This window comes from Pseudomonas sp. (assembly GCF_049590575.1).
GTDB lineage: Bacteria > Pseudomonadota > Gammaproteobacteria > Pseudomonadales > Pseudomonadaceae > Aquipseudomonas.
Genome location: NZ_JBAWDE010000107.1, coordinates 1 through 12,894 on the forward strand (window position 1 = coordinate 1; position 12,894 = coordinate 12,894).

The 12,894-nt window shown below is 62.8% G+C and carries 14 protein-coding genes and 1 pseudogene; 6 read left to right on the plus strand and 9 right to left on the minus strand.

Translation table 11 applies throughout. From position 1 onward, the window contains the following. The 3 genes and pseudogenes from WBR57_RS08655 to WBR57_RS08665 form a co-directional block, all read right to left on the minus strand. Window positions 1–185 (minus strand): annotated as a pseudogene (locus WBR57_RS08655) (collagen-like triple helix repeat-containing protein); the annotation flags it as partial. A 292-nt stretch (window positions 186–477) separates the two neighbouring features. Further along, a complete protein-coding gene (locus WBR57_RS08660) occupies window positions 478–1,326 on the minus strand; it encodes a MaoC family dehydratase (protein WP_424083471.1) in 849 nt (282 codons plus the stop codon). A 2-nt stretch (window positions 1,327–1,328) separates the two neighbouring features. Beyond that, window positions 1,329–2,681 carry a 3-oxoacyl-ACP reductase gene (locus WBR57_RS08665; RefSeq protein ID WP_424083472.1) on the minus strand — a complete coding sequence of 451 codons (1,353 nt, stop codon included), beginning with the start codon at window positions 2,679–2,681 and terminating at the stop codon, window positions 1,329–1,331. A 113-nt stretch (window positions 2,682–2,794) separates the two neighbouring features. Between WBR57_RS08665 and WBR57_RS08670 the strand changes: the two genes are divergently transcribed. After that, a complete protein-coding gene (locus WBR57_RS08670; RefSeq protein ID WP_424083473.1) occupies window positions 2,795–4,072 on the plus strand; it encodes an acetyl-CoA C-acetyltransferase in 1,278 nt (425 codons plus the stop codon). A gap of 134 nt (window positions 4,073–4,206) precedes the next feature. Further along, the gene (locus WBR57_RS08675) at window positions 4,207–5,103 is read left to right on the plus strand and encodes a PA4780 family RIO1-like protein kinase (RefSeq protein ID WP_424083474.1); all 897 of its coding nucleotides are present in this window, start codon (window positions 4,207–4,209) and stop codon (window positions 5,101–5,103) included. A gap of 84 nt (window positions 5,104–5,187) precedes the next feature. Here WBR57_RS08675 and cueR read toward each other — a convergent pair whose 3' ends face one another. The 3 genes from cueR to WBR57_RS08690 form a co-directional block, all read right to left on the minus strand. Beyond that, window positions 5,188–5,589 carry a Cu(I)-responsive transcriptional regulator gene (gene cueR, locus WBR57_RS08680; RefSeq protein ID WP_424083475.1) on the minus strand — a complete coding sequence of 134 codons (402 nt, stop codon included), beginning with the start codon at window positions 5,587–5,589 and terminating at the stop codon, window positions 5,188–5,190. Next, entirely contained in the window at window positions 5,586–7,793 is a 2,208-nt protein-coding gene (locus WBR57_RS08685) for a heavy metal translocating P-type ATPase (RefSeq protein ID WP_424083476.1), read from the minus strand. Before WBR57_RS08685 ends, cueR begins: the two co-directional genes overlap by 4 nt. 65 nt (window positions 7,794–7,858) lie before the next feature. Next, window positions 7,859–8,239 (minus strand): hypothetical protein, encoded by a 381-nt coding sequence (locus tag WBR57_RS08690; RefSeq protein ID WP_424083477.1) that lies wholly within the window; start codon window positions 8,237–8,239, stop codon window positions 7,859–7,861. A 147-nt stretch (window positions 8,240–8,386) separates the two neighbouring features. Between WBR57_RS08690 and WBR57_RS08695 the strand changes: the two genes are divergently transcribed. Beyond that, the gene (locus tag WBR57_RS08695; protein WP_424083478.1) at window positions 8,387–8,584 is read left to right on the plus strand and encodes a heavy-metal-associated domain-containing protein; all 198 of its coding nucleotides are present in this window, start codon (window positions 8,387–8,389) and stop codon (window positions 8,582–8,584) included. An 85-nt stretch (window positions 8,585–8,669) separates the two neighbouring features. Further along, the gene (locus tag WBR57_RS08700; protein ID WP_424083479.1) at window positions 8,670–9,863 is read left to right on the plus strand and encodes a multidrug effflux MFS transporter; all 1,194 of its coding nucleotides are present in this window, start codon (window positions 8,670–8,672) and stop codon (window positions 9,861–9,863) included. Between the two features lie 6 nt (window positions 9,864–9,869). Here WBR57_RS08700 and WBR57_RS08705 read toward each other — a convergent pair whose 3' ends face one another. The 3 genes from WBR57_RS08705 to WBR57_RS08715 form a co-directional block, all read right to left on the minus strand. Further along, the gene (locus WBR57_RS08705; RefSeq protein ID WP_163003206.1) at window positions 9,870–10,043 is read right to left on the minus strand and encodes a hypothetical protein; all 174 of its coding nucleotides are present in this window, start codon (window positions 10,041–10,043) and stop codon (window positions 9,870–9,872) included. A gap of 145 nt (window positions 10,044–10,188) precedes the next feature. After that, window positions 10,189–11,202: a zinc-binding alcohol dehydrogenase family protein gene (locus tag WBR57_RS08710; protein ID WP_424083480.1), complete on the minus strand. Its 1,014-nt coding sequence runs from the start codon at window positions 11,200–11,202 to the stop codon at window positions 10,189–10,191. Between the two features lie 24 nt (window positions 11,203–11,226). After that, the gene (locus tag WBR57_RS08715; RefSeq protein WP_424083481.1) at window positions 11,227–11,520 is read right to left on the minus strand and encodes a putative quinol monooxygenase; all 294 of its coding nucleotides are present in this window, start codon (window positions 11,518–11,520) and stop codon (window positions 11,227–11,229) included. 117 nt (window positions 11,521–11,637) lie between these two features. Here WBR57_RS08715 and WBR57_RS08720 point away from each other — a divergent pair, with 117 nt between their 5' ends. Continuing rightward, window positions 11,638–12,549, plus strand: a complete 912-nt coding sequence (locus tag WBR57_RS08720) for a LysR family transcriptional regulator (protein ID WP_424083482.1) — start codon at window positions 11,638–11,640, stop codon at window positions 12,547–12,549. 152 nt (window positions 12,550–12,701) lie between these two features. Beyond that, on the plus strand, window positions 12,702–12,894 hold a 193-nt coding region (locus WBR57_RS08725), incomplete at its 3' end, for a winged helix-turn-helix domain-containing protein (protein ID WP_424083483.1).

Below are 12,894 nucleotides of genomic sequence, written 5' to 3' on the forward strand. Positions count from 1 at the left end.
GTGCCGCCGCCAGTGCCGCCGCCAGTGCCGCCGCCAGTGCCGCCGCCCGCAGCGGTGTCCGAAGAGGAGGAGCCGCTACTGTGATGTCCGCCACCACCGCTGCTGCAGCCGCCGAGCGTCAATGCGACTGCCAGGGCCAGCGCGGTACTTGCTTTCCAAAACACCACTTGAGTTTGAGTTTTCATGATGTGAGTTCCTTGCACCTGTACAACCGTGGTTGTCTTCAAACACTCACTATTTCTTGGGATAGCAATATGTTTGTCCGTGGGGATATCACAGACCTAGGCAGGCGTTCTCTCAATACTCAACTTGGTATTAACGATTTATAGAGGGCGGCGATGTACCGTTTAAGTGACTAATACAAAAGCGCTAAGGGATGAATGTACCAGGATGTATATGTTTTAAAACTCAAAGAGTTAAATAAAAAAGCGGACCTGAAGAGGTCCGCTATAACTTAGGTCGTATATATACAATTAATCACGCAATCGGCTGCCACTTACCTACCATATGTTCGATATCGCCTGCGCCTTTCAGTAACAACTCACCGCTGGAACCGGCGGCGCTGGCCAGTAACGTTACTTCACTGGGCAGGCGCACGGGTTTCTTGAACTCGACGCTGATGTCGATATTGGCGGCCGGCAAGTGCTCGCCCAGCGCGGCGAGGGTACGCGCCGTGTTCCACAGCCCGTGGGCGATGGCCTGGGGGAAGCCAAACAGCTTGGCGGTGAGGGCGCTGAGGTGGATCGGGTTGTAGTCGCCGGAAACCCGCGCATAGCGCCGGCCGATATCGGCGGGGGCTTTCCAGCGCGTCAGTTCGCTGACTTGGTGGGGGGAGGGCTGGGCGTCATCGGTCGCGGTGCCTTCGAGTTTGACCCCGCGACACAGCATGCGGCTTTCGGCCTCCCAGAGCACGCCGAGGGCGTCTTCAACCGTAGTGATTATGTCGAACGTCGCGCCTTTGGGGTGGGGCTTGAGGTTTTGCGCGTGCACGCCAATGCTCAGGTCACTGACACCGCCCAAGGGGCGATGAATGCGGATGCGGTTGCTGAGGTGGATCAAGCCCAGCAGCGGGAAGGGAAACTTTTTGTCCGTGAGCAGTTGCATCTGCAAACCGAACGCCAGGATGTGCGGATAAGTCGCCGGCAGCACGGCGCTGTCGGCAAACCCGCAGACCTTGCGGTACGCCGCCACTTCCCTGGGGTTGACGCTGACCCGGCAGCGCACACCCTGCTCGGGCAGCGTGTCGCCGGTGATCTTGCGCTTGAGCGCCGCCCGCCAGTACAGCGGTGCAAGCACTGGGGGACTGCCTAACGTTTGCCATTGCATGCTTACGCTCCCAGGAGACTTTGCCCACACACCCGCAATGCTTGCCCGCTGACCGCGCCGGAACCCGGCTGGCCCAGCCAGGCAACCGCCTCGGCGACGTCTTGCGGCACACCGCCCTGGCCCAGTGAGCTCATACGGCGCCCGGCCTCGCGCAGGGCGAACGGGATGTGCGCGGTCATCTGGGTTTCGATAAAACCGGGGGCCACCGCATTGATGCTGATGCCCCGTTGCTTGAGCAGCGGCGCCCAGGCCTGGGCCAGCCCAATCAGCCCGGCCTTGCTGGCCGCATAGTTGGTTTGCCCACGGTTGCCGGCAATTCCGCTGATGGAGGCCAGCAGAACGATGCGCGCGTTGTCATGCAGGGTGCCGCCGTCGAGCAGCGCCTTGGTCAGCACCTGAGGTGCATTGAGGTTGACCGCGAGCACCGCGTCCCAGTATTCCGGGGTCATGTTGGCCAGGGTTTTGTCGCGGGTGATGCCGGCGTTGTGCACCAGGATGTCGAGACCGTCCGGCAGGTGTTCAGCCAGCTGGCTGGCGGCGTCTTCAGCGCAGATATCCAGCGCGATGGTGCGTGCACCCAGGCGCGCGGCCAGGGCGTCGAGGTCGGTTTTGGCCTGGGGCACATCGAGCAGGATCACCTCGGCGCCGTCGCGGGCCAGGGTTTCGGCGATGGACGCGCCAATCCCACGCGCCGCGCCGGTCACCAGGGCCTTGCGCCCGGCCAGCGGGCGGGTCCAGTCCTCGACCGGCGTGGCGCAGGCTTGCAGGCGGATGACCTGGCCGGAAATGTACGCGCTTTTCGGCGAGAGGAAGAATCGCAGCGCACCTTCCAACTGATCCTCGGCGCCGTCACCGACATACAGCAACTGCAGGACGCCGCCGTTGCGCAGCTCCTTGGCCAGGGACCGGCTGAAGCCTTCGAGGGCGCGCTGGGCGCTGGCGGCAAACGGGTCGCTGAGGCTTTCCGGCGCGCGACCAAGAATCACCAGGTGCGCACTGTTATCCAGGTTTTTCAGCAACGGCTGGAAAAACTCGCGCAACTGCTTGAGTTGGTCGGTGTGCTGCAAGTGGCTGGCATCGAACACTACCGCCTTGAGCTTGGGGCCGTGGCCGGGAATCCACGCCGGGGCGTTCGGCAGTTCGCTGCCGTAGCTGTAAATCGCGTCCGTGAGTTTGTTGGCAAACGGCAGCACATTGGCAGCCAGCGGGCCGCCGCCCAGCAGCAGCGCGCCCTCTACCGGGCGCAGGCGCCCGGCTTGCCAGCGTTCCAGGCGTACCGGTGACGGCAGGCCAATGGCGGCGACCAGGCGATGGCCGAGGCTTGAGTTGGCGAAGTCGATATAACGGTCAGACATGGAACGCTCTCCGAAAGCTGGGGTTCAAAGGGTTGACCACCCCGGGGCGGTAGTCGTTCGATCAGCCTAGGCTAGGCTTCATGATTCCACCCATAACTATCAGGGAGCTTTCCATGACTCAATTGCGCCGTGTAGCGATCATTGGCGGTAACCGCATTCCCTTCGCCCGTTCCAATGGCCCCTATGCCACGGCGAGCAACCAGGCGATGCTGACCGCGGCCCTCGAGGGCCTGATCGAGCGCTACAACCTGCACGGCCTGCGCCTGGGTGAGGTGGCTGCCGGGGCGGTGCTCAAGCACTCGCGCGACTTCAACCTGACCCGCGAATGCGTGCTCGGCTCGCGCCTGTCCCCGCAAACCCCGGCCTACGACATTCAGCAGGCGTGCGGCACCGGGCTGGAAGCGGCGCTGCTGGTGGCCAACAAAATCGCGCTGGGGCAGATCGAATGCGGGATTGCCGGCGGGGTGGACACCACCTCCGACGCACCGATCGGCGTCAATGAAGGGCTGCGCAAGATCTTGCTGCACGCCAACCGCAGCAAGTCCATGGCGGATAAATTAAAAGTCCTGTTACAACTTCGTCCGCAGCACCTCAAACCGGAGCTGCCGCGCAACGGCGAACCGCGCACCGGTTTGTCCATGGGTCAGCATTGCGAACTGATGGCACAGACCTGGCAGATCCCCCGCGCCGAGCAGGACCAACTGGCCCTGGAAAGCCACCAGAAAATGGCTGCGGCCTACGCCGAAGGCTGGCACAACGATTTGCTGACGCCATTTCTGGGCTTGACCCGCGACAACAACCTGCGCCCCGACCTGACCCTGGAAAAGCTCGCCGCGCTCAAGCCGGCCTTCGAGCGCAGCGAAAAGGGCACGCTCACCGCCGGCAACTCCACGCCGCTCACCGATGGCGCCTCCCTGGTGTTGTTGGGCAGTGAGGCCTGGGCCCAGGAGCGCGGCTTGCCGATCCTCGCCTATTTGCGCGATGGTGAAGCGGCTGCGGTGGATTTCGTCAACGGCGCCGAAGGCCTGCTGATGGCGCCGGTGTACGCGGTGCCGCGCTTGCTGGCGCGCAACGGCCTGACGCTGCAGGACTTCGATTACTACGAGATCCACGAAGCTTTCGCTGCCCAGGTGTTGTGCACGCTCAAGGCCTGGGAAGATGCGGATTACTGCAAGACCCGCCTCGGGCTGGACGCACCACTGGGGGCCATCGACCGCAGCCGCTTGAACGTCAAGGGCAGCTCCCTGGCGGCCGGGCACCCGTTTGCCGCCACCGGTGGGCGCATCGTCGCCAACCTGGCCAAGTTGCTCGACGCGGCAGGCAAGGGCCGAGGGTTGATTTCGATCTGCGCGGCCGGTGGGCAGGGTGTCACGGCGATCATCGAACGCTGATTGCAACGCAAATTGGCATATTGGATGCATTCTGAAGGGGTCAGAGGTCGGTAGCCTCTCCCACCGGCGAGCCGATTGCCGTATAACGAGTGCCATACGCGTATTTGGTAATAAAGGACCCACAATAAAAGCTGATGAAGACTCCTAAACGCATTGAACCCCTGATCGAAGACGGTCTGGTCGACGAAGTGCTGCGCCCACTCATGAGTGGTAAAGAAGCAGCTGTTTATGTGGTGCGCTGCGGCAATGAATTGCGTTGCGCCAAGGTTTACAAGGAGGCGAATAAACGAAGTTTTCGTCAGGCGTCCGAGTACCAGGAAGGCCGTAAGGTCCGCAACAGCCGGCAGGCCCGGGCCATGGCCAAGGGCTCCAAATTCGGCAAGAAAGAAACCGAAGATGCCTGGCAGAACGCCGAAGTGGCGGCGTTGTTCCGCCTGGCTGGTGCGGGCGTTCGCGTGCCCAAGCCGTATGACTTCCTCGAAGGCGTGCTGTTGATGGAGCTGGTGGCCGACGAGTACGGCGATGCGGCGCCGCGTCTGAACGACGTCACGCTGGAGCCGGACCAGGCACGCGAATACCACGCCTTCCTGATCTCCCAGATCGTGCTGATGCTGTGTACCGGCCTGGTGCACGGTGACCTGTCGGAGTTCAACGTGCTGTTGACGCCGACCGGCCCGGTGATCATCGACCTGCCCCAGGCGGTGGATGCGGCGGGCAACAACCACGCGTTCAATATGCTCGAGCGGGATGTGGGTAACATGGCCTCCTACTTCGGGCGCTTTGCCCCGGAGTTGAAGAAGACCAAGTACGCCAAGGAAATGTGGGCGTTGTACGAAGCCGGCACCTTGCACCCGGCCAGCGTGTTGACCGGTGAGTTCGATGAGCCGGAAGAACTGGCGGATGTCGGCGGGGTGATCCGCGAGATCGAAGCGGCGCGGCTGGATGAAGAGCGCAAGCAAGCGATTCGCGCGGCGGATGATGCGCCAGCGACCAAGACGGCAGAGGAACCGCCGCCGCCTTGGATGCAGTGACCTTCGGATAGATGAAGATCTAAAAAATGTGGGAGGGGGCTTGCCCCCTCCCACATTTGTTTGTGCGTGTCCGGTTAGATCTGGTCAGGTACAGCAACTACCCGACGCCAATTCCTTGAGAATCGGGCAATCCGGCCGATGATCGCCCTGGCAGTGTTCCACCAGATCCTGCAACGTATCCCGCAACTGCCCCAGCTCCAGAATCTTCTTGTTCAACTCATCAATATGCTGGCGCGCCAAGGCTTTAACGTCGGCGCTGGCGCGCTGGCGGTCCTGCCATAACGTCAGCAACTTGCCGACTTCCTCCAGGGAAAACCCCAGGTCCCGCGAACGTTTGATAAACGCCAGCGTGTGCAAATCGTCGGCACCGTACACGCGGTAGCCGCTGTCGGTACGGTGCGCGGCTTTCAACAGGCCGATGGATTCGTAATAGCGAATCATCTTGGCGCTCAGTCCGCTCTGGCGTGCTGCTTGGCCGATGTTCATGGACGCTTGTCCTCCAGAGACTCTGATTTCCAAGGGCTTGGTTTCCAGGTTTTCAACAGTAACGCATTGCTCACCACGCTGACGCTGGACAAGGCCATTGCCGCCCCCGCGAGCACCGGGTTGAGCAGGCCGAACGCCGCCAGGGGAATGCCGATCAAGTTATACACAAAGGCCCAGAACAGGTTCTGGCGGATTTTTGCATAGGTCTTGCGGCTGATCTCCAGCGCGGCGGGCACCAGGCGCGGGTCGCCGCGCATCAGGGTGATCCCGGCCGCGTGCATCGCCACATCAGTGCCGCCGCCCATCGCGATGCCGATATCGGCAGCAGCCAGGGCCGGGGCGTCGTTGATGCCGTCACCGACCATCGCCACCACGCCGGTTTTTTTCAGCTTGGCGACGGTGGCGGCTTTTTCGGCGGGCAGCACTTCAGCGTGCACATCCTCGATACCCAACGCCTCTGCGACGGTACGGGCGCTGCCGCGGTTATCACCGGTGAGCAAATGGCTGCTGATGTGCTGCGCCTTGAGTTGCTGCACGGCCTGCAGCGCGCCGGGCTTGAGCGTATCGCCAAACGCGAACAGGCCCAGCACGCGCGGCTGTGCGCCTTGCTCGATCAACCACGACAACGTGCGGCCTTCGGCTTCCCAAGCCGTCGCAGAGCCGGCCAGATCACCGGCGGCCAGGCCATTTTCTTCGAGCATGCGGCGGTTGCCCAACGCCAGCGACTGGCCGTCCAGGGTGCCGGCAATGCCACGCCCGATCAGGGATTGGCTGGCAGTTACGTCCGCCACGACCAGGCCTTGCTCGCGGCAGGCATCCAGCACCGCCTTGGCCAGCGGGTGTTCACTGCCGCGTTGCAAGGCGCCAGCCTGTTGCAGCAAGCGTGATTCGTCGCCATCCACCGCCGCCTGATGTGCGATTTTTGGCGCGCCGGAGGTGAGGGTGCCGGTCTTGTCGAACACCACGGTGCTCACCGCATGTGCCCGTTCCAGCGCTTCGGCGTCCTTGATCAGGATGCCGTAGCGTGCGGCGACGCCGGTGCCGGCCATGATCGCTGTCGGCGTAGCCAGGCCCAGGGCGCATGGACAGGCGATCACCAACACGGCGACCGCATTGATAATCGCGGTCTCCAGCGGCGCGCCGTACAACCACCAGCCCACCAGCGTGATCACTGCCAGCACCAACACAGCCGGCACGAATACCTGGCTGACTTTATCCACCAGTTTCTGGATCGGCGCCTTGGCGGCCTGGGCGTCTTCCACCAGGCGGATGATCCGCGCCAACACACTTTCTGCACCCAGCGCGAGGGTGCGCACCAGCAGGCGGCCCTCGCCGTTGATGGCGCCACCGGTGACCACGTCGCCCGGTTGTTTCGGCACCGGCAGGCTTTCGCCGCTGATCAAGGCTTCATCGGCGTGGCTCTGGCCTTGTACCACTTCGCCGTCCACCGGGAAGCGTTCGCCGGGCTTGACCAGCACCAGGTCACCGCGTTTGAGCGCGCCGATGGCGACGTCTTCTTCGCGGCCATCCAGCACCCGAATCGCCCGCTCCGGGCGCAGGGCTTCGAGGGCGCGGATCGCGCTGGCAGTCTGGCGTTTGGCGCGGCTTTCCAGGTATTTACCCAGCAGTACCAGGGCGATCACTACTGCCGAGGCTTCGAAATACAGGTGCGGAGCGGGGGCGGTGAGCCATTGATAGATACTCAGGCCGTAACCGGCACTGGTGCCGATCGCCACCAGCAGGTCCATATTGCCGGCGCCGGCGCGCACGGCTTTCCAGGCGGCTATATAGAAGCGTGCTCCGAAGATGAACTGAACGGGCGTGGCCAGGGCGAACTGCACCCACGCCGGCAGCATCCAGTGCAGGCCGAAGGGCTGCGCCAGCATGGGCAGCACCAGTGGCAGCGCCAACGCAATCGCCATTATCAATGACCAACGCTCGCGGTGCAGGCGCTGGGCCTGGTTGGCGTCGGTCACGCTTTCGCTTTGGGGCAGGGTGGCGCTGTAGCCGGCCTTGTCGACGGCGGCGATCAGGACGCTGGGGTCCATCTGACCGAGCACTTCGACATGCGCGCGCTCGTTGGCCAGGTTGACGCTGACGCTCTGCACCCCTGGCACTTTGCCCAGCGCGCGCTCGACACGCCCGGCACAGCTGGCGCAGGTCATGCCGCTGATCGGCAGGTCAAAGGTGGTGGACCCATTCATGGGGCAGTCCTCCAGTAGACGTTGCCCCTAGGATCAACCTTGACCTGTGGGTAAGGTCAAGCGCCTCAGTATCCCAGTGCCGCGTTTTTGAGGTACATCCCGTCAGGGCCTTGGGCGATACGCAATTTGCGTACGTCGCCGGCTTTCAGCGTGATGTTCTGCGCCGGCGGCGCAAGCAAGCTCGGCAGGCAGCCTGGCGCCTGGCCCGGCAGGAGCTTCAGGCGCAGGGACACATCGCCGGCCGGCAGGTTGAACGACGTGGACTGTTCCTGGAACAGGCGCCCGGCCAATTGGTCCTGGATGTACAGGCCGATTTCGCAATTGGTCGGCACTTCCAGGCGTTCCCGGGAAATAATCAACACCGCGTAGTCTTGATCGGCACTGGCCGAGGGCGCAACGGCAGACAAGCTCATCAGGCCGACAAGGCCAAAAAACGACCAGCGCATGGCGAATGCTCCGTGGTTTGAATCAAAGATGGGTCAAGCTTGGCCGACGTTGCCGCCGAATACCAGCCCGGCAGACAGTCGTGGAACTTGACCTTGCCATCGTGGCAAGGTCGAGACTGGTTTCAACCTCATCCAAGGAGTCATGTCATGCAAGTATTCAGCGTTGAAGGAATGACCTGCGGCCATTGTGTCCGGGCCGTCACCCAGGCGGTGCAGAGCCAGGACCCGGCGGCCAATGTGAACGTCGACCTGGCAGCCAAACAGGTAAAGGTCGAGAGCGGCCTGTCCGCCGAACAAGTGATCAGCCTGATCACCGAAGAAGGCTACAGCGCAAAACTCGCCTGACCTGCGAAAATAGTTAGCGAGCTATCGTGTTCATCGCACCCAAGCGCAGCTAGACTGTTGGGCTGCCGACACACTTGGGTGCCTGATGAACCTCCGCATAATCCTGATTCTGGGTGCCTTGAGCGCCTTCGCGCCGCTGGCGATCGACTTTTACCTGCCGGGCTTTCCGGCCATGGCCACGGCTTTCGGCACTGACGAAAAACATATCCAGCTGACCCTGGCCGTGTATTTCGGTGGCCTGGCCATCGGGCAATTGATCTACGGCCCCTTGGCTGACCGCTTTGGTCGGCGCGGCCCGCTGCTCAGCGGCGTCACCCTGTTTACCTTGGCGTCCTTCGCCTGCGCCTTTGCGCCGTCCCTGGAATGGCTGATCGGCGCGCGCTTTGTACAGGCCCTCGGCGGGTGCGCCGGCATGGTGATTTCCCGCGCGGTGGTCAGCGACAAATGTGACGCGGTGGGTTCGGCCAAAGTGTTTTCCCAACTGATGCTTGTTACCGGCCTGGCGCCGATCCTTGCGCCGCTGGCCGGTGGGGTGATGGTTGGGCTGTGGGGCTGGCAATCGATTTTCCTCGCGCTGTCGCTCTTTAGCGTGATGGCTGCAATTGCCGTGGCCGTCGGGTTGCCGGAAACCTTTCCGGCCCATCAGCCGCGTCAGCCGTTGTCCGGCTCGCTGCGTCGTTACGCGTCGCTGCTGTCGGACCGCGTCTACCTGGGCTACGCCCTCACCGGTGGCATCTCGATTGGCGGGATGTTTGCCTACATCGCCGGTTCGCCTTTCGTGTTTATCAAGCTGTATGGCGTGCCCGCCGAGCATTACGGCTGGGTATTCGGCTCCAACGCCGCGGGTTTTATCTTGATGGCCCAAGTGAATGCGCGGTTGCTGGCCAAACGTGGCCCGGCGTTTCTGCTGTCGCGCACGGTTTGGCTGTACATGCTGGCGGCGTTGACGCTGCTGGGCGTCGCGGCCTTGCGCACCGATGCACTTTGGCCATTGCTGGTGCCATTGTTCATCTGCATCGCCAGCCTGGGCTGCATCATGCCCAACACCTCGGCCTGCGCCATGGCCGGGCAAGGGGCGCGAGCCGGCAGTGCCTCGGCGCTGCTGGGCTGTATCCAGTTTGGCGTAGCGGCGGGGGCCGCCTCGTTGGTCGGTGTGTTGCACGACGGCACGGCGATGCCGATGGCGATGGTCATCAGCTTGTGCGGTGTGTTGGCGGTAACGATTGCGATGTCGACCCAGCGCCTGCAACGGGCGAGGGCCGTGCAGGCGCAGGCCTGAAGCGGGTCAGCCAGCGGCGGCGCGTTGCTGGCTGAGCGGGAAGTGGTGGGGCGCCAGGATGCGCGCTTGCAAGGTATCGGCAAAGGCGCGGGCCTCGGCTTCACTGCGGAAGGTAATGGCTTTGTGGTCCAGGCGGACTTCCCATTGGGATTTTGCTAACGCTTTTATCAGGATTTTCATTGCTGACTTCCTCACGTAAAAGAATCGTGGCAAAGGCGGCCAATATAAACCCGAATACGCTTACAAATATGACAAAGATCAACTCTCTGACTAGCGGTGTCGTCCATTACCCACGGGAATAATGGACAACACCTACAGACTCTTTTTAGAAGCCTTCCAGCACGATCTTGCCCTTGGCCTTGCCGCTCTCCAGCAGGGTGTGGGCGCGGCGCAGGTTCTCTGCGTTGATCACGCCAAAATGCTCACCCACCGTGGTTTTCAAGGTGCCGGCGTCGATCAGCTCGGCCACGCGGTTGAGCAGGTTGTGCTGCTCGATCATGTCCGGGGTCTCGAACATCGAGCGCGTGTACATGAATTCCCAATGCAGCGACAGGCTCTTGCGCTTGAGCTTGCTCACGTCCAGTGCCTTGGGGTCGTCGATCAGCGCCAGCTTGCCCTGAGGCTGCAGGGCTTCAACCAGCTGGTCCAGATGCGCTTCGGTCTGGGTCAGGCTGGCCACGTGGGTCACCTGGGCGACACCGGCGCGCTTGAGCGCTTCGCTCAACGGCTGGCTATGGTCGATCACCAGGTGCGCGCCGAGGTCTTTGGCCCAGGCCTGGGTTTCCGGGCGTGAAGCGCTGCCGATGACGTTCAGCGCGGTGAGCTGGCGGGCCAGTTGGGTCAGGATCGAGCCCACACCGCCCGCGGCGCCGACGATCAGCAGGCTCTGCCCTTCATCCTCTTTGCCTTCGCGCACTTGCAGGCGCTCGAACAGCAGCTCCCAGGCGGTAATGGCGGTCAGTGGCAAGGCGGCGGCCTCAGCAAACCCCAGGCTCTTGGGCATACGGCCGACGATACGCTCGTCTACGGTGTGCAGTTCGCTGTTGCCGCCGGGGCGGACCAGCGAGCCGGCGTAGAACACCTTGTCACCGGCCTTGAACAGCGTGACGTCGCTGCCGACGGCCTTGACCACACCGGCCACGTCCCAGCCCAGCACCTTGGCGTCGCCGTTTTCCGGGGCGACGTTCTGGCGGACCTTGGTGTCCACCGGGTTGACCGAGATGGCTTTGACTTCCACCAACAGGTCGCGCGGGCCGGCGACGGGTGCAGGCAGTTCGATGTCTTGCAGCGACTTGGGATCGTTGATCGGCAGTGAGGCGTAGTAGGCAATGGCTTTCATGGGGGCTCCGGAAAAGGGCGGTGATCAGGCGAGAAATTTCAGGCGCTTGAGTTCGAAGTGTTCGAGCACATCGGCGGCCTTGGCGCGAAAACTCTGGATATGCGCGCTTTGGTCGTGGTCGGCGAGTGCGGCGTCGTCGGCCCAGCGTTCGAGCATGTAGAAGGTCTCTGGGTGCTGCAGATCCTGGTGCAGGTCGTATTGCTCGCAACCGGGTTCCTGGCGCGTCGGTTCCAGCAGGCCGCGCAGCAGGGTTTCCAGGGTGGCCTGTTGGCCGGGTTTGGCGATCAGTGTGGCGATGACGTTAAAAGCAGTGGGCATATTCAACTCCAGACACGTGATGAACGGGATGGGCAGATGATTGGCTATTTCCCGTGAAGATAAAAGCGGCTAAAACAGCAGGCTGTTTCAATAATATTTTGATAATGGGCAGGGTAAATGCTGCGTTTCGATGATTTGCAGTTGTTTGTACGCGCGGCCGACCTGGGCAGTCTGTCGGCTGCGGCACGGGTCATGGACCTGTCGCCGGCGGTGGCCAGCGCCGCATTGAAGCGCATCGAGCAGCAGCTCGGCGCGCGTTTGTTGGCCCGGTCCACCCGCAGCCTGCGCCTGACCGCCGAAGGCGAGGGCTTCCTCGAATACGCGCGCGCCGCGTTGAGCTCGCTGGATGAGGGGCGGCGCTTGTTGGCCAGCGGCCAGGACCACGTCAGTGGGGTGCTGCAGCTGTCGGCCCCGTCGGATTTTGGTCGCAACCAACTGTTGCCGTGGCTCGATGAGTTCCAGCGCGAGTACCCGCAACTCACCGTGCGCCTGCTGCTGGGCGACCGGATCGCCGACCTGTTTCGCCAGCCGGTGGATATCGCCCTGCGCTATGGCGAGCCGGAAGACTCCAGCCTGATCGCGCTGCCCGTCGCGCCCCAGAATGTGCGCGTGCTGTGTGCGGCGCCCAGCTACCTGGCACGTCACGGTGAACCCCGGCATCTGGAGCAATTGGCCCAGCACAATTGCCTGCTGTACATGCTCGGCAGCCGGGTTCACGACCATTGGAGCTTCCACGACGGCAAACGCGAAGTCAGCCTGACGGTCACTGGTGATCGTTTCAGCGACGACGCCGACGTGGTGCGCCGTTGGGCGGTGGCAGGTGTGGGCATTGCCTACAAGTCCTGGCTGGATGTGAGCAGCGACGTGCTGGCCGGGCGCCTGCGCTTGATTCTGCCGGAGCTGCGTGGCGAGCGAACGCCGCTGAACCTGTTGTGCGCTCATCGTGCGCAGTTGAGCAAACCCATCAACCTGCTGCGGGAAATGCTCATGTCGCGCTGTGCGACATTGACGGCTCAGTTGCCGGAATAGTTGAGTGCGAGGTAGCAGCCTCCATAAAAGCAGGAAGTTTCACTCAGATCCTGTCCCTATCTGCACTGTCAGACGCCACGGAACCGGCGCTTCGCGCACCTATACTTTGCGCATAACCGCAGCAGATAAATGACTCAACAGGGAGTGAATAAATGGAAGCAGCACCTTGCATCAGCCAGATCGCCAGCCTGCTCGCCGAGCCCAAACGCGCCGCCATGCTCTGGGCGCTGATGGACGGCTCGGCCAAGTCATCGGAAGAATTGGCAACGTTCGCCGGGGTATCGCGGGCCAGTGCGAATGCGCACCTGGCGCGGCTGACCGCAGGTGGCATGCTGCGTGTAGACG

Bases quoted from the DNA above. Each gene is read 5' to 3' on its own strand.
- WBR57_RS08720 (WP_424083482.1), top strand. From the start codon at position 11,638: ATGCTGCGTTTCGATGATTTGCAGTTGTTTGTACGCGCGGCCGACCTG.
- WBR57_RS08690 (WP_424083477.1), bottom strand. From the start codon at position 8,239: ATGCGCTGGTCGTTTTTTGGCCTTGTCGGCCTGATGAGCTTGTCTGCC.
- WBR57_RS08695 (WP_424083478.1), top strand. From the start codon at position 8,387: ATGCAAGTATTCAGCGTTGAAGGAATGACCTGCGGCCATTGTGTCCGG.
- WBR57_RS08665 (WP_424083472.1), bottom strand. From the start codon at position 2,681: ATGTCTGACCGTTATATCGACTTCGCCAACTCAAGCCTCGGCCATCGC.
- WBR57_RS08685 (WP_424083476.1), bottom strand. From the start codon at position 7,793: ATGAATGGGTCCACCACCTTTGACCTGCCGATCAGCGGCATGACCTGC.
- WBR57_RS08670 (WP_424083473.1), top strand. From the start codon at position 2,795: ATGACTCAATTGCGCCGTGTAGCGATCATTGGCGGTAACCGCATTCCC.
- cueR (WP_424083475.1), bottom strand. From the start codon at position 5,589: ATGAACATCGGCCAAGCAGCACGCCAGAGCGGACTGAGCGCCAAGATG.
- WBR57_RS08705 (WP_163003206.1), bottom strand. From the start codon at position 10,043: ATGAAAATCCTGATAAAAGCGTTAGCAAAATCCCAATGGGAAGTCCGC.
- WBR57_RS08660 (WP_424083471.1), bottom strand. From the start codon at position 1,326: ATGCAATGGCAAACGTTAGGCAGTCCCCCAGTGCTTGCACCGCTGTAC.
- WBR57_RS08710 (WP_424083480.1), bottom strand. From the start codon at position 11,202: ATGAAAGCCATTGCCTACTACGCCTCACTGCCGATCAACGATCCCAAG.
- WBR57_RS08700 (WP_424083479.1), top strand. From the start codon at position 8,670: ATGAACCTCCGCATAATCCTGATTCTGGGTGCCTTGAGCGCCTTCGCG.
- WBR57_RS08715 (WP_424083481.1), bottom strand. From the start codon at position 11,520: ATGCCCACTGCTTTTAACGTCATCGCCACACTGATCGCCAAACCCGGC.
- WBR57_RS08675 (WP_424083474.1), top strand. From the start codon at position 4,207: ATGAAGACTCCTAAACGCATTGAACCCCTGATCGAAGACGGTCTGGTC.